This is a genomic window from Rhodococcus sp. WWJCD1, from assembly GCF_002258735.1.
GTDB lineage: Bacteria > Actinomycetota > Actinomycetes > Mycobacteriales > Mycobacteriaceae > Rhodococcoides.
On sequence record NZ_NOXY01000020.1, the window covers coordinates 274,920 to 290,876 of the forward strand.

At 62.9% G+C, this 15,957-nt stretch carries 14 protein-coding genes; 12 read left to right on the forward strand and 2 right to left on the reverse strand.

Annotation, left to right across the window (positions count from 1 at the left end; all coding sequences use genetic code 11):
* Positions 1 to 597: 597 nt before the first annotated feature.
* Together CH286_RS13595 and CH286_RS13600 are read left to right on the forward strand one after the other, a co-directional pair.
* On the forward strand, positions 598 to 1,431 hold the full coding sequence (locus tag CH286_RS13595) for an alpha/beta hydrolase family protein (RefSeq protein ID WP_032401795.1): 834 nt from the start codon (positions 598 to 600) through the stop codon (positions 1,429 to 1,431).
* Positions 1,432 to 1,654: 223 nt separating this feature from the next.
* Positions 1,655 to 2,626 (forward strand): alpha/beta hydrolase, encoded by a 972-nt coding sequence (locus tag CH286_RS13600; protein WP_176458234.1) that lies wholly within the window; start codon positions 1,655 to 1,657, stop codon positions 2,624 to 2,626.
* Here the strand turns inward: CH286_RS13600 and CH286_RS13605 are convergent, their stop codons facing one another.
* Positions 2,627 to 4,663, reverse strand: a complete 2,037-nt coding sequence (locus tag CH286_RS13605) for a prolyl oligopeptidase family serine peptidase (RefSeq protein ID WP_094609457.1) — start codon at positions 4,661 to 4,663, stop codon at positions 2,627 to 2,629.
* A gap of 115 nt (positions 4,664 to 4,778) precedes the next feature.
* Between CH286_RS13605 and lpdA the strand changes: the two genes are divergently transcribed.
* Positions 4,779 to 6,194: a dihydrolipoyl dehydrogenase gene (gene lpdA / locus CH286_RS13610; RefSeq protein WP_027498423.1), complete on the forward strand. Its 1,416-nt coding sequence runs from the start codon at positions 4,779 to 4,781 to the stop codon at positions 6,192 to 6,194.
* A 67-nt stretch (positions 6,195 to 6,261) separates the two neighbouring features.
* Here lpdA and CH286_RS13615 read toward each other — a convergent pair whose 3' ends face one another.
* Positions 6,262 to 7,311, reverse strand: a complete 1,050-nt coding sequence (locus CH286_RS13615) for a M48 family metallopeptidase (RefSeq protein WP_032401797.1) — start codon at positions 7,309 to 7,311, stop codon at positions 6,262 to 6,264.
* 282 nt (positions 7,312 to 7,593) lie between these two features.
* Between CH286_RS13615 and CH286_RS13620 the strand changes: the two genes are divergently transcribed.
* From CH286_RS13620 to CH286_RS13660, 9 genes are all read left to right on the forward strand, one after another.
* Complete coding sequence (locus CH286_RS13620; protein WP_371828243.1) at positions 7,594 to 8,334, forward strand: ABC transporter permease; 741 nt, start codon at positions 7,594 to 7,596, stop codon at positions 8,332 to 8,334.
* 94 nt (positions 8,335 to 8,428) lie between these two features.
* The gene (locus CH286_RS13625; protein ID WP_230592377.1) at positions 8,429 to 9,208 is read left to right on the forward strand and encodes an ABC transporter permease; all 780 of its coding nucleotides are present in this window, start codon (positions 8,429 to 8,431) and stop codon (positions 9,206 to 9,208) included.
* 2 nt (positions 9,209 to 9,210) lie between these two features.
* Complete coding sequence (locus tag CH286_RS13630) at positions 9,211 to 10,248, forward strand: MlaD family protein (RefSeq protein ID WP_094609458.1); 1,038 nt, start codon at positions 9,211 to 9,213, stop codon at positions 10,246 to 10,248.
* Positions 10,245 to 11,252, forward strand: coding sequence for an MCE family protein (locus CH286_RS13635; protein WP_037148787.1), 1,008 nt, complete (start codon positions 10,245 to 10,247; stop codon positions 11,250 to 11,252). Before CH286_RS13630 ends, CH286_RS13635 begins: the two co-directional genes overlap by 4 nt.
* On the forward strand, positions 11,249 to 12,259 hold the full coding sequence (locus tag CH286_RS13640) for an MlaD family protein (protein ID WP_094609459.1): 1,011 nt from the start codon (positions 11,249 to 11,251) through the stop codon (positions 12,257 to 12,259). The genes CH286_RS13635 and CH286_RS13640 overlap by 4 nt, the downstream gene beginning before the upstream one ends.
* On the forward strand, positions 12,259 to 13,368 hold the full coding sequence (locus CH286_RS13645; RefSeq protein WP_141215844.1) for an MCE family protein: 1,110 nt from the start codon (positions 12,259 to 12,261) through the stop codon (positions 13,366 to 13,368). The genes CH286_RS13640 and CH286_RS13645 overlap by 1 nt, the downstream gene beginning before the upstream one ends.
* Positions 13,365 to 14,396, forward strand: a complete 1,032-nt coding sequence (locus CH286_RS13650; protein WP_176458235.1) for an MlaD family protein — start codon at positions 13,365 to 13,367, stop codon at positions 14,394 to 14,396. The genes CH286_RS13645 and CH286_RS13650 overlap by 4 nt, the downstream gene beginning before the upstream one ends.
* On the forward strand, positions 14,393 to 15,337 hold the full coding sequence (locus tag CH286_RS13655) for an MlaD family protein (protein ID WP_094609462.1): 945 nt from the start codon (positions 14,393 to 14,395) through the stop codon (positions 15,335 to 15,337). Before CH286_RS13650 ends, CH286_RS13655 begins: the two co-directional genes overlap by 4 nt.
* 16 nt (positions 15,338 to 15,353) lie before the next feature.
* Positions 15,354 to 15,947 (forward strand): hypothetical protein, encoded by a 594-nt coding sequence (locus CH286_RS13660; protein WP_094609463.1) that lies wholly within the window; start codon positions 15,354 to 15,356, stop codon positions 15,945 to 15,947.
* Positions 15,948 to 15,957: the final 10 nt, after the last annotated feature.

Here is a 15,957-nt window from a genome sequence, read left to right on the forward strand (position 1 = left end):
CGACCGTCACGTTCGATCTGCACATCCCCCTCTATCAAGGAGTCTGTCGCATGTCCGCTGAACTCGGTGACCTCTTCACAATCCTCCTCCAGCTCTTCTCGGGTATCAGTTCTTCCTCGGACTAGCCGACCGCCGCGCCGTGGGCCTGAAGGCCCGAACGGCTGACCGCAGTCTCTCGTCCGACGAACCTGCAACGATTCACGATGCTGTGCGGCATCGAATCCCCCTCTCTCGAAGGAGTTTTCATGGAATTGCTCACAATCCTGCTGCAGCTGCTCGCTCTCGGTAGCTCGGAAGGTACCGGCTCGTCCCTCGACGTCCCCGGCCTCCCCACCTGATTCATGGCTTCCTGACCCACGGCTTCGAGCCGGGCCCGACGTACCGTCGGACCCGGCTCTCGTCGTTCGAGGTGTCATCCGTTCGATCGAAATATCCTGAGACAGTGCACTGTTCGGCGGCGGTTCGGTCGATCTGAGTCGACGTCGTCGATGCGGCCGGTAACTCCCATCCGATCATCAGGTGAGGTAGCCCCTCGGGGGATGGGCAGTCGAAAGCCCGCTCCGTCATAGAAGGCCCGCTCCGTCATAGGGTGGGCCGATGCAGACGGTTCCGATTCAGATGCCCGACGGTTCGACGGTGCCGGTGTCACTGTTTCCCGGCGAAGGACGTGACGATGCGCCTGTGATCGTCGTTCTTCCCGGCCTCGGCATTCCCGGGGGTTACTACCGCTTGTTTGCCGAGGCGCTCGTCGCGCGTGGGTTTCATGCCGCGATAGGCGACCTACGCGGTCAGGGCGACAGTGTCCCGAAACCGAGTTCGGCGAGTCGGTACGGCTACCAAGAATTGGTGTCGGTCGATTTTCCGGCGATCTTCGAGGTGGTTCGGGAGCAGTTCCCGGAGGCGACGCCCTACCTTCTCGGTCACAGCATGGGTGGGCAGCTCGGGTCGATGTACGCCGCCCGTATCCGTGGCAGGCTCGGCGGATTGATTCTGGTGGCGTCCGGGTCGCCGTATCACCGTGGCTTCGGCACGACCCGCGGCGTTCCGCTGTACGTGGGCGCGGCCGCCATGGCGATCACCAGCAGCATCGCTGGATTCTGGCCGGGGGACCGAATCGGTATCGGCGGCTTCGGTCGTCAATCCCGTGTCCTGATCGACGATTGGTCCCGATTCGCGCGCACCGGATCGATCGAGCCGGCGGGGGCGGACATGGACTACGAGGAACGCATGGGCCGGCTGACGCTTCCGGTGCTCGCGGTGACCATCGAAGGTGACGACCTCGCACCGCGCGGCTCCATGGACAACCTCGTCCGCAAGCTCGTTCGTGCCGACGTCACCTCGAAGCACGTGGACGAGCCGCTCGGTCACAACGGCTGGATCCGTAACCCCACCGCGGTGGCCGACCTCGTCGCCGAGTGGATGCGCAAGTAGTTCACTCGAATTAACTTTCGGTATTTCGCTCGCTACTCGTCATTTCTACATACTTTCGGTTCGTTTTGGTGTAGAAAGCTTTTGAACCAACAATTGTTCGACGACGTTAGTGAGCACGACTATGAACGGCGTGGGGGATTCGATTCGTCGACGCAGGGGTGGGACGAGGGTCGTCCGGTCGTCCACAGGGCGCAGACTGGCCGTTCTGTGTGTAGCCGCCTGCATGACGGCAGTGGTGCACCCTCTCGCGAACGCGACGCCGATCGACCCGCTGTCGATTCCGTCCACATCGTCCTACGTGGTGCGCACCGAGGCGACCGACGACGTGGCCATGACCGCGTTCGTCCACTCGGCGGCGATGGATCGAACGATTCCCCTCGAGATTCTGCGCTCACCCGACCGGACGGCGCCGAGTCCCACGCTGTACCTGCTCAACGGTGCGGGCGGTGGAACCGACGGAATGGACTGGTACACCCAAACCGACGTCGTATCCTTCTTCGCCGACAAGAACGTCAACGTGGTGACGCCGGTGGGTGGGGCCTACTCCTACTACACGGACTGGCAGCACGACGATCCCGTCCTCGGCCGCAACAAGTGGGCGACGTTCCTGGCGGACGAACTGCCCCCGCTCATCGACGACCTGCTGGACACCGATGGGCGCAATGCTATTGCCGGTATCTCGATGGCGGCGACCTCGGTACTGAATCTGGCGATTCGGAATCCGGGGCTCTACAAGGCCGTCGGCTCGTACAGCGGCTGTGCTTCGACGACCGATGCGTTGGGCAAGGCGTACGTCAAGACGGTTGTGTCCATGGCGCTCGGTGCGAACGTGGCGAACATGTGGGGACCGGACAACGACCCGGATTGGATTCGCAACGACGCTGTGGTCAATGCCGAAAGACTGCGTGGCACAGCGCTGTACGTCTCCAACGGCAGTGGTCTGGCCGGGGCGTCGGACACTCTGGACGGCACCAATCCCAACGGACCGGGCTTCGTGCTGCTCAACCAGATGGTCGTGGGCGGTGCGATCGAGGTGGCCACCGGCGACTGCACTCGGCGTTTGAAGACCGCCCTCGAACGGCTCGACATTCCGGCTCATTTCGAGCTCCGTGACCGGGGTACCCACTCGTGGGGTTACTGGCAGACCGACCTGCACAACTCGTGGCCGATGTTCGAGGCCGCTCTCGCCGGGTGATCAGCGGTCTCCCCCTAGGTGTCGCCACAGAAACTCGTAGGTCAGCGCCGTCTTGAAGGCCAACTGCGCATTGTCCGACGCCCCGCCGTGTCCACCTTCGATGTTCTCGTAGTAGCTCACGTCGTGGCCGAGTTCGGCCAGTGATGCGGCCATCTTGCGAGCGTGTCCGGGGTGGACGCGGTCGTCCCTCGTCGACGTCGCGATCAAGATCGGTGGGTACCGGCGCTCCGACGCGGGCACCACGTTCTGGTAAGGGGAGTACTGCGAGATGAACTCCCACTCGTCCGGGTCGTCCGGGTCGCCGTACTCGGCCACCCAGGACGCGCCCGCGAGCAGCAGGTGGTATCGCTTCATGTCCAGGAGTGGGACCTGACATACCAACGCTCCGAACAGTTCCGGGTACTTCGTCACCATGATGCCCATCAGCAGGCCGCCGTTGCTACCGCCCTGCGCGGCCAACCGATCGGTGGTGGTGATGCCTCGGGTGACGAGATCGCGTGCGACAGCCGCGAAGTCCTCGTGCACCAGATGGCGTCCGGCGCGCAGTACCTGGGTGTGCCAGGACGGCCCGTACTCGCCGCCGCCGCGGATGTTGGCCACGACGTAGGTGCCACCACGTTCGAGCCACGCCCGTCCGGTTGCGCCGCTGTAGCCGGGGGTCATCGAGATCTCGAAGCCGCCGTAGCCGTACAGGAGCGTGGGACCGGGCCCGGAATCGGCGCGGCGGACGACGAAGTAAGGGATCTGCGTTCCGTCGTCCGAGCGGGCGAAGAACTGCTCCACCGTCATACCGTCGGCGTCGAAGAACGCCGGGGCCTGCTTGAGGATCTCGAGTTCTGCTCCCACCGTGCCGAGCAAAAGCGTCGCCGGAGTGAGATAGCCGGAGGAAGAGAGGAAGAACTCGTCACCGTTCTCCTCGGCGTCGGTGCCGACGATCTCGGTGGACGTCAGGTCCGACAACCCGTCGATCGTGCCGGCGTCCCACTCCTTTTCACGTGGGTTCAGGACGTGCAACTGCGTTCGTACGTCCTGCAGCGTCACCAACAGCAGGTAGTTCTCGGTCCAGGCGTACTGATGTAGAGAAGTATGCTCGTCCGGGGCGAACAGAACCGTCAAAGATGCTGTGCCGGACATGAACTCGTCGAAATCTGCAGCGAGCAGTGCGCCGGCAGGATAAGTTTCGTCGCCGACGGTCCACGGTGTCATGGTCCGAACCAGCAACCACCTCGCGTGCACCGAGGTCGACGCGTCGGTGGGCGTCGGGATCCGGGTCAACGTGGACCCGTCGAGTACGTAGGTCTCGGAGTTGTAGAAGTCGGTGGCCCGCTGGACGAAGTCGCGCTCGAAGCCGGGGGTGCGATCGTGCCAGGCGGAGATCGAGATGTCCTGTGCTTCACCCTCGAAGACGGTCTCGGCCTCGACGAGGGGAGTGCCGCGCCGCCACCGCTTGGTGATCCGCGGATAACCCGATCCGGTCAACGAACCGGGTCCGAAATCGGTTCCGACGAAGACGGTGTCGGCATCGATCCAGCCGATGTCGGTCTTGGCCTCGGGTAGCGCGAATCCGCCGTCCTCCGGGGCGCGGAACGTGCGGGAGTCGAGATCGAACTCACGGACCACCGTCGCGTCGGCTCCGCCGCGCGAGAGGGTGACCAACGCCAGCTTCTGATCGGGCCGCAGCACCTGGGCACCGCCCCAGACCCAGTTCTCGCCCTCGCTCTCGGCCAGCACGTCCAGGTCGAGCAGAACGTCCCACACCGGATTCTCGGTTCGGTATTCGTCCATCGTGGTTCGACGCCAGAGGCCGCGGATGTGCTCGCCGTCGCGCCAGAAGTTGTACAGGAACTGCCCGCGGCGTCGTGCGTACGGAATGCGGGCGTCGGTGTCGAGAATCTCGCGGATGCTCGCCTCGGTGGTTTCGAAGCCCGGGCCGCTCAGCGCCTCGACGGTGAGCTCGTTCTTCTCGCGCACCCACGCGAGCGCAGCGTCGCCGGTGACGTCTTCGAGCCAGAGGTACGGGTCGTCCGAAATTGCCATTCCACAGTTCTAGCAGCAGACGCGTCCTCGGGTCGGCCGGTGATCGAGAGGCTACCGACGGGTAACGAAGACCAGGTCGAGACAGTGCGGCAGAGCACGACTACGCTGGGGCCTCGTGACCTCACACTATGACGTCGTTGTCCTCGGAGCCGGTCCCGGTGGGTACGTCGCTGCTATCCGCGCGGCACAACTCGGACTCAGCACTGCCATCATCGAGAAGAAGTATTGGGGCGGTGTGTGCCTGAACGTCGGCTGCATCCCCTCGAAGGCCCTTCTCCGTAACGCCGAGTTGGCGCATCTCTTCACCAAAGAGGCCAAGCTGTTCGGTATTTCGGGTGAAGCGTCCTTCGACTTCGGCGCGGCATTCGACCGCAGCCGCAAGGTTGCCGACGGCCGCGTCAAGGGCATCCACTTCTTGATGAAGAAGAACAAGATCCCCGAGTACGACGGCCAGGGCACGTTCACCGATGCCAACACCATCGAGGTCGAGCTGACCAAGGGCGGTACCGAGACGATCACGTTCGACAACGCGATCATCGCGACAGGCAGCACCACCAAGCTGCTCCCCGGAACCGAGCTGAGCAAGAACGTCGTCACGTACGAAGAGCAGATCATGACCAAGGATCTGCCGGGTTCGATCCTCATCGTCGGTGCCGGTGCCATCGGCATGGAGTTCGGCTACGTGCTCAAGAACTACGGCGTCGACGTCACCATCGTCGAGTTCCTCGATCGGGCGCTGCCCAACGAGGACAAAGACGTCTCGAAGGAAATCGAGAAGCAGTACAAGAAGCTCGGCGTCAAGGTCATCACCGGCGCAGGCGTGCAGAGCATCGACGACGACGGCTCCAAGGTCACCGTCGAGATCAAGCACAACAAGTCCGGTGAGAGCGAGACGTTCACCGTCGACAAGGTGATGCAGTCCGTCGGTTTCGCCCCTCGCGTCGAAGGATTCGGTCTCGAGAAGACCGGCGTGGAGCTCACCGATCGCGGTGCCATCGGCATCACGAACACGATGCAGACCAACGTCCCCCACATCTACGCCATCGGCGACGTCACGGCCAAGCTTCAGCTCGCCCACGTGGCCGAGGCACAGGCCGTCGTGGCTGCCGAAACCATCGGCGGCGCAGAGACATTGCCGATCGATGACTACCGCATGATGCCGCGTGCGACGTTCTGCCAGCCGCAGGTCGCCAGCTTCGGTCTCACCGAGGATCAGGCCCGCGAAGAAGCGCAGGCTCGTGGATCCGACATCAAGGTGGCGAACTTCCCGTTCGCCGCCAACGGCAAGGCACACGGCCTGGGCGATGCCACCGGCTTCGTCAAGCTCATTGCCGACACCGAGCACGGCGAGCTTCTCGGCGGCCACCTCATCGGACCTGACGTCTCGGAGCTGCTGCCCGAGCTGACCCTGGCCCAGAAGTGGGACCTTACGGTCAACGAGCTGGCCCGCAACGTCCACACCCACCCGACTCTGTCGGAGGCACTGCAGGAAGCGATCCACGGCCTCGCAGGCCACATGATCAACTTCTGATCCTCTCCCCGAACACAACGGCGGCGACCACTTCGGTGGTCGCCGCCGTTCGTTCTGTGTGCTCTGCCTACGACTTTCGCCAGTGATCGAACCTGCCCTTGATGTCCGACGCCACGTCGCCGATTCCGTTGCCGACGGCGTCGACGGCACCGGTGAAGCCACTTCCGATGTCGCGAACCGTTTTGATCAGCGGGTCCTCCGAGGTGTCGAAGTTGTTCTTGTAGGTGCGCGCCGCGTTACGGAACTCCTCCGACACCTTGGCCTCGTGGTCGGTGGACCTGCGCGGGTACTCGCCTCGCAGTACGGTCGCGTACTCGCCGCTGTCGACCCACTTCTCGAGCTCGGCGGCGCGGAGCACGGAGAAGGGGTGCGAGAGTAGTTCGAGATTGAGCAGTTTGAGTACGCCGTCACGCAGATCCCCACTGGCCTCGTACTCGGCAGCTTGCTCGAGGAATGCGTCGACGTCGATCTCGCTGATGCGTGCGCCGCCCGCCAACTTGAGCTGCACGCGGATCGCGGTGTGCACATCCTGTCCGCACAGCAATCCTGCTCTGTCACCCGATAATTCGGACTTGCGCTGCCATTCCATCAGGCCGGCGATGACCGCGCGCAGGGCCCAGCCGCCCACCGGAACCCAGCCGACGGTGCCGGCGAGGCGCATCAGATGCATCAGCACGGTTCGATACACCGCATGACCGGACAGCGCGTGGCCCAGTTCGTGGCCGACGACGAATCGCTGCTCCTCGTAGGTCATGATGTCGAGCATGCCGGTGGTCAGGACGATGAACGGGCGGTCCATGCCGATGGTGAACGCGTTGACCATCGGCGACTGAACCACGAACAGTTCGGGTGTCTCCTCGGCCCCGAGAATCTGCACGCAGTCGGTACGCAGGTCGTTCAGGTCCTTGAATTGGCGTTCGTCGACGCGCACTGCGGTGGCGAGGTACATCAGGCGATGCTGTCGTTCGCGCAACAGCCCGGACAGCGTGCGCAGAACGGTGTCGAACCCTTTGAGGGTGCGCAGGGTGACCAGGGCAGCTCGGTCCGACGGGTGCTCCCACGTGCGAGAGGAGATATCGGGGAATTCGATGCGAGTGCGATCCGGAGGGGTGGTCAATCTGTTTCTCCCAGTAGTCGGTGGAAAATTAAAGTATCAGTAAAGCGGGGCGAGTGGTCCGAACTCGAATCATGAAGCAGTGCTATCGATTCTGTGAACAGTCATAGCCCAGCTGTTGATGAAAACGTCACTTGGTCGAGTGCAGGCTGGTAGCTTTCGATTCTGCGCGGGGGAGTCGCGCTTCTCGTAAGGCCTGGGGGTGGGGAATTGTCGTCGCGAACCTCGACGCTCGCGCGCGTCAGCGACGGGGTGTCCGGTGGATTCAGAACATTCGGTCAGACCCTGGAACTGGGCGTACTTGCCTTCGTTCACCTCTTTCGCGATGTCGTCATGCTGCGTCATCCGTGGCGCGACACCATCGACCAAGCCTGGTTCGTCGTCACCGTCACCGTGATTCCAGCAGTATTGGTGTCCATTCCGTTCGGCGTCATCGTGTCCGTCCAGGTCGGCAGTCTCACCGATCAGATCGGTGCGACGTCCATCGCGGGAGCCGCAGGTGGCCTCGGGGTGATTCGTCAAGGTGCCCCGATCGTTGCGGCGCTGTTGTTGGGCGGCGCCGCAGGCGCGGCGGTCGCTGCCGACCTGGGAGCGCGCACCATCCGTGACGAGATCGATGCCCTGTCGACGATGGGAATCGACCCGGTGCGCAGACTCGTTGCGCCGCGGCTCGCAGCCATCCTGCTGGTGGCGCCGTTCCTGTGCATCCTCATCATCTTCATGGGGTTGGCCGCAGGCTATGCGATCAACGTCGGCTTTCAGAGTGGGACGCCCGGCAGCTACATCAGCTCGTTTGCGTCCTTCGCTTCGGTGGCAGACCTCGTCGTAGCTCTGGTGAAGACCGAGATTTTCGGAGTCATCGTCATCATCGTCGCCTGCCACCGCGGGTTGTCCGCCGCCCACGGACCGCGAGGCGTCGCCAACGCGGTCAACGCCTCCGTGGTTCTCGGTGTGGTGTCCGCATTCACCGTCAACGTCGTCATCACTCAATTGGTTGCGATGTTCATGCCACAGAAGTTGGGCTGAGATGGCAACTCCTTCTCGGTACACAGTGCACGGCACCGCCCATCTCACGCGTGGCGTCAGATATCTCGGGCGCAAGCCGTTCGATGTCCTCGAAATGCTGGGTCATCAGCTCACGTTCTGCGTCAAGGTGCTGGCGGCCATCCCCCACACCGTTCGCTCCTACCAGCGTCAGATGCTGCTCATCCTCAGTGATATCACCTGGGGCAGTGGCAAATTGATCGTCGGTGGCGGAACGGTCTCGGTTCTGGTGGTGTTGGGTGTCGCGGTGGGTGCATCCGTGGGAATCGAAGGATTCAATTCCCTCGGCATGGTGGGCATGGAGCCGTTGACCGGTTTCATCTCGGCGTACGCCAGCACTCGCGAACTGGCCCCGATGATCGCGGCCATCGGATTCGCGACGCAGGCAGGATGTCGGATGACGGCCGAGATCGGTGCGATGCGTATCTCGGAAGAGATCGACGCCCTCGAAGCTCAAGGCATACAGTCGATGCCGTTCGTCGTCACCACCCGAGTGATCGCGGGAATCGTCACGATCGTGCCGCTCTACCTGCTGACACTCATTCTCAGCTACGTATCGTGCGCCGTGGTGGTTCGCGTGGTCGGCGGACAGTCGTCCGGCACGTACGACCACTACTTCAGTGCATTCCTGCAGCCGACGGATGTGCTGTTCTCACTGCTCAAGGCGGCTGTTTTCGTCGTGACGATCATCCTGATCCACGGTTATCAGGGGTACTACGCCTCGGGTGGTCCGGAAGGTGTGGGGCGTGCATCCGGACGTGCCATCAGAGCCAGCCTCGTCGCTGTGGTGGTGCTGGACATGATCATGACGTTGGTTCTGTGGGGATTCGACTCGGGCATAAGGATTTCGGGGTAGAGATGGCAGTGTTCGACGATCTGACCGGTCGATCGGCCGGTCCCGCTACGCTCCGTCTGCGGGGCCTGGCGGTTGCGGTTGCCGCGGCTGTTCTGGCCGGCGGCCTCACGGCGTATGCGCAGGGTGCCTTCGACTCGCCGTTCGGGCTGACTCTGGACGCAGCGTCGGTCGGGGACGGTCTGACGTCCGGGTCGGAGGTGAAGTTCCGTGGTGTGTCGATCGGAACGGTGGACAACATCGAGACCGTCGGGTTCGGACGTCAGAGACTGCAATTGGAGATCGATCCGAGTCAGGCGGGTGAGCTGACCGACACCATGCAGGCGCAGTTCTCGTCGTCGAATGTGTTCGGTTCCACTGCAATCGAATTGGTGTCGGACGGGACGGGAAGTCCCCTCGCCGCGAACTCGACGCTCGAGATATCCGGGAACCAGCGGGGTGCAACTGTCACCGGTGTGTTCCGGCGAGTCGCCGACCTCACCGCAGTTCTCGACACCGATCAAGTGCAGCACCTGCTGGACGTCATCTCCAACACCTCTGTCGAGGTGAGTCGAAATCTGAAGCCGTACTTCGATACTGCACAGATGATGGCGGACCACCAGATCGATCCGTTGGCCTGGAAGCTGCACCGAGGGGCAGAACTGGGTGATGGAATCGCGAACCTGATTCCGCCCCTGCTCGACCTGGTGGTGGGAGTGGTGGACAAGAGCGTGTACGTGGAGGCCCCCGAAGATCGGGCCAGGACCATCGCCGCCAACGACGGCCTGAGCGATCAGTTGATGGTTCCCGTGGGCGACTTGCTGAAGAAGAACAATCCGGACCTGACCCAACTGCTGTCGACGACGCTCGATCTTCTCGTGCCCATCACGGCATCGATCGGCACCTTCGCGCCCAGCTACAACCGGGTGCCACAGGTGCTCGACGGCATCTCCGACGCATTCCCCATCGTCGACGGCAAGCCGCAGTTGCAACTCGATCTGATTGTCGAGACCATGCCCAATCTGGCCGGAGCCGTTGCCGCACACGAGGAGGCGAACAGGTGAAGAACGTAGCCGGCCCAGCGATCAAACTGCTCGTCTTCTTCACGGTGACCGCGCTGTGTGCGGTGATCATCGTTGCCGCCCTTCGTACCCCGGTCACCGGGCCGCTGTCGTCCTACGGTGCCGAATTCGAAGACGTATCGGGGTTGTACGCCGGTGACGACGTGCGCATGTCCGGGGTACAGATCGGCAAGGTCTCGTCGGTCGAACTCGACGGAGGCATCGCGCGAGTCGAGTTCGAGATCGAAGGCCAGCGGCCGATCTTCGCCAACACACAAGCCGCTGTCCGCTATCAGAACCTCCTCGGGCAGCGGTATGTCGAGCTGATCCAGAAGGACGCCGCCGCAGGTGCCCCGCTGGCGGACGACGAGACGATACCGCTGGATCACTCGATTCCGTCGTTCGATATCTCCACACTGTTCAACGGTTTCAAACCGATCTTCGACACCCTCGACACCGCGCAGCTCAATCAGTTCACGGAGAATATTCTCCGCATGGTCCAGGGTGATGGTTCCGGCCTGGGGCCGGTGCTCCGGGACGTGGACCGCATCACCCAGTTCGCGGTTCAGCGCGAGTCGATCATCGGACTGCTGATCGACAATCTCGGCCAGATCTCCGATTCGATCGGTGGTCAGTCCTCTTCCGTTGCCGACCTTCTCGAACAGCTGCACGGTTTGGTGTCGAAGCTCAGCACCCAGATGGACGGGGTACTGGCCTCGTTGGACCAGGCCAACTACGGGCTCGCCCCGTTCGTCGGTCTGCTGGAGAGTTTGCAAGATGCGTACGACAACAGTTACGCACCGGTCGATGGTGCGCTGCGTCGGTTGCTTCCTCAGACCGATCAGGTCACCGAGTTGCTCGCGCTCACACCGTCCCTGTTGACGGGACTGAACGCAAGCATCCCCAAGCCGGGCAGCCGGACCTACACCTGCAGTCATGGGCAACAAGACATCCCGGGCATCGGCCAGATAGTGCTCGGCGGGCAAAATTTGGTGGTGTGCAAATGACACGGGTGGTTCGCAAGGGTGTTCGCGACGAGCAATCGGAGAACAAGACCCATTTCTTCTGGGGCACAGTCGGTGTCGCGTTCGCTGTGGTGCTCCTCCTCGCCGCGGCTGCGCTGTACACGATCCCGTTCGGTGAGCGGACCTACACTGCGGAGTTCGGTTCGGCAGCAGGGGTGAAGCCCGGTGACGAAATTCGAATCGCCGGTATCTCCGTCGGTTCGGTGCGCTCGGTCGAGCTGGCTGGTGATCATGTCGACGTCGACTTCAGCGTTCGATCGGACGTGTTCGTCGGGGATGCGTCGACGATGACCGTGAAGTTGCTGACACCGATCGGTGGTCACTACGTCATGCTCACCTCGCACGGTGACGGCGAGCTCGGCTCGACGCCGATCCCTCCGGAACGAGTCGAACTTCCGTACGAGCTGTCCGACGCGATCCAGCAAGCAACACCGCTGGTTCGAGATATCGACGGGTCGACGCTGCGCCAGACCGTGGCCGAGTTGGACGAGGCCGTCAGCACGCAGCCACAGTCGACCCGGGCCATCGTGGACAATCTGTCCTCGCTGACCGACGTGATCGCCACCCGCTCGGATCAGCTCGAACGTGGACTCGTCGTATCGGACGAGTACGTCGGCGCGTTGGCCGCCGATCGTGTGATGCTCACCGAGCTGGTACGTGAACTCGGCACCCTGACAAAGGGATTCGGTGACAAGCGCGCAGACGTCGTCAGCGCCTTCGACCTTCTGGGACGAATGTTCAAGCTCTTCCATCGACCCGTGGTCGCGTTCGAAAAGGGGCTGGAGCCGTCGATCGTCCAACTCGAAGAGATCACCCAGAAGCTCTTCGCACAGCTCGGTGACTTCGACGGAGCGATCACGACCATGCAGCAAAGCACGGACGGCCTCGCCGCCCTGATCGGCGGGGGCGAAGGTCCCGTGATCGATCAGTCACAGGACACGGTCGTCGGTGTCGGCGTGTGTATTCCATTGCCGGGGAGAGTGTGCTGATGAGACGCAGAACCGTGCGGATCGCCGTGGCGGCAGCAGTGGTGGTCACGCTCGTCGGTTCGGTCGCATCGGCGACCGCGGTCATCGACACCGCCCCGACCAGTTCCTCACTGTGTGCCGAGTTCGGCGACACGGTCGGGTTGTACGAGGGCAATTCGGTGACGATGCTCGGCGTGACCGTCGGAACGGTGAAAAATATCGAGAACACCGACGGCTCAGTGGTGGTCACGATGGATGTCGACGACGGTCTCAGGCTCCCCGCCGACGTCGGAGCCGTGACACTGTCGAGCTCGATCGTCACCGATCGGCACGTGGAATTCACGAAGCCGTACACCGACGGGCCCGAACTCGATCGTGCGAACTGTATTCCGTTGGAACGCACTCGAACCCCGCTGGGGATCAGCGACACCCTCGATGCCGTATCGGGGCTGGCGTCGGACCTGCTGGGTCCGGCAGACGCCGACGGCAAGCACGAGGAAATCCTGGGCGACACACTTCGTTCGGTCGATGGTTCGCTGCGAGGATCCGGTGCCCAGCTCAACGACAGCCTGCGCCAACTGGCCCAACTGGTCGGCGATCCGGCCGACCGTGACACGACCGTGCGGCGACTGATCGACAACCTCGACGGTCTGATCGATACGTTCGTGGTGAGCTGGCCCGAGGTGGCGAAGCTGCTCGACAACCTCAAACGAGGAATGATCACGCTGTCGGAGTTCACCCAGTCGTTCGGCACCACCGTCGCCCTCACGACCGAATTCATTCCGCCACTTGCGCGCAACGTCGCCAAGTACGACGACAAGGTCTACGCATTTCTCGACCAGGCGGCCCCCGTGGTCGATGTGCTGCTCGGACGGGTGGGCGATATCAAGGACATTCTGGAACAGGTGCCGACCATAGGGCAGAACTTGATGACGATGTACGACAACGACTCCAAGAGTGGTCGCGTGATCTATCACCCGCCGCAGTTCGAGATCGACACCAACTCGCCCAACGAGGTCTGTGCGCTGCTCAACAAGTACGCACCGACGTGTTCGGCGAACCAGCAGCGCGGCGATGTCATCGACGTCGGACTGGTGCAGCTGGTACTCGGTTCGGCGGGATGGCGATGAGGCGCGTCGCCGCCGGGCTGTGCTGTGTTGCGCTGCTGTCGGCGTGCAGCGTCGACCCGGCAGACCTTCCGATTCCCGGTAGCTACGTGTCCGGAGACAAGTACTCTCTGAAGATCGAATTCGCCAGTGTCCTCAATCTTCCCGAGAAGGCGAAGGTCATCGTCGAAGGCGTCGATGCGGGCGTTCTCGACAAGGTCGACCTCGTGGGTTCCACTGCTGTGGCGACGGTCGACCTGTCCGCCGACGTTCAGCTACCCACCGACACCGTCGCCGAGCTTCGGCAGTCGTCGATTCTGGGAGAGATCTACATCTCGCTGCAGCCACCGGCCGATCCCGCGGTGAGCTCGGGCTCGGGCTCGGAGGGACCGTACCTTGGAGATGGTGACGTGATTCCCATGGAGCGGACGGTGCCGGCCGACAACGTCGAGGACGTGCTGCGAGGACTGTCGAACATCGTGACCGGCGGTCATTACGTGCAATTGCAGGAGGCGGTCGACAACGTCAACGCCGCTGTTCCTCCGGATCCGGCCGAGGTCGACAAGATCAATCTGGCCGCTCGGACTGCGCTGACCGATATCGGTGACAACACCGGCGAGATCGATCGGATACTCGCAGCTGCGGAGGGAGTCTCGAATACCGTTGTGTCGCAGCGCGACGGTGTCGAACGCGTGCTCGAGCTCGGTCCGAAGCGATCGGAGGGCCTGTCCGAGGTCCTGTTCAGTGTTGTACACATGATCTTCATGCTGGGATACATGTCGCAGAACATCGGTGACGTTCTCGCGGGCCCATATCCGGAACTCGAGGATGCCGTCGACATCATCGCGCCGGCTCTGATCACGATCTCGAACGCCGACACCACGGTGCCGATGAACGTGGACAAGGTCAATACCCTGTTGCGAGAGCGCTTGATTCCGTACTTCGAGTCCACGCCCAACATTGCAGTTCGGTCGGTGTCGACCGACCAAGGTCCGAGCGCCCTCGCCGACAACATGATCGGGATTCTGCGCGGCATCGGGATCGTCCGATGAAGCCGGGCACAGTGGTCTCGCTCGTTGCGCTGGTGGTGATGACGGTGGCCAGCGTGGGGTACCTGGTTGTCGGTGTACTCGACATCGATCCGACCCGAACGACCGACCACGTGGTGGTCCACATGGAGACTTCCGGCGGACTGATGGATACCTCGCAGGTGACATCCCGCGGAATCCAGGTCGGCCGGGTCGAGTCGATCGCCGTGGTGCCGAGTGGTTTGGACGTCACGCTCGCGCTCGACGCCGCCCACCGCATTCCGAAGGACTCGGAGGTGGTCGTCGCAAACCTGTCTGCCGCGGGCGAGCAATACATGGATCTACGCCCACGAGGGACGGGCGGGCCGTACCTCACGGACGGGGACGTGATCGGCAGCGATCACGTACGCGCGTCCGTCACCGTCAGCGAAGCACTGAGCCTGGGTGATTCCCTTGCATCACAACTGGATACGAACGCGTTGACGGGATTGACGGAGACCGCATCGGCTGCGATCGACGGTCGTGAAGGCGATGTCGACCGTCTGGTGGAAGCCTTCCGATTCCTGGCGGCGACCCTGCGCGACAAGAGCGGCGAAATTCGACGCCTGTACGACAATGCTCAGCAGGCGGGACGCAACGCGTACGGATACGGCCCGGTGATGACCGACGCCGCACCGTACGTGGGTGCGACGGGCGCGGGTGTCGCGAATCTGCTCGAGGGCTTCAACCAGTATTCCTACGTCGGCGCGGACGTCTGGGACGATCCGCTCGGAAAGATCGGACCGAAGATCGACGAATATCTCACGCCTCTGTCGCCCGACTTGGCTCTGATCGCAACGCTTCTCAAGCCGTACACCGAACCCATCAAGCCGATGCGGGTAGATGCGGGGTCCATCGTGGACGTATTGCAGACGTTGTTTCCTCCCGGCGGCCCGGCGAAACTCTCCGTAGAAATTCCGAACTGACAGGAGTCACCCCCTCATGGTCGAAACAGAAGCATCCGAGGCGAAGGCAGCAGTGCCCGATGAGAACACGGCAATGCCCGAGGAGAAGGCGGCAGTGCCCGAGAACTCCACCCGACGCCGGCGAATTCGGTGGTCCGTGGTCGCTGCCGCGGTACCGGGCATTGCGCTCGCGGTGGTGTTCGGTGTGCTGTGGCGTTCGGCAGCAGGCGATCTGGCCGACGAGCGTACCCATGATCAGGACCGGCAGATGGCGTTGAACACGGCGACCGAATACACCGCGCGGTCGTTGACGTACGACTACCGCAATCTCGACGCCTTCTTCGAGGGTGTCGATCAGGGGGCGTCGCAGTCCCTGCAAGACAGGTACGACGGTGTCCGCGAGGCGCTCACGGCGATCATGAACGAGTCCCAGGTGGTGGCGACCGGCGAAGTTCTGTCGGCAGCAATCGATTCCGAGTCCGGAGGCGAGTACAAGGTTGCGGTGTTCGCTCAGCAGACGACGCAGAACGTGCAACAGCCCGACCCCGGCAAGGTGCCCAACCTTCTGTTGGTGACGGTCACCGATCAGGACGGGCAGTGGATCGTGAGTGACTACGGACCCAAGACTTAGGTCCGTCGGT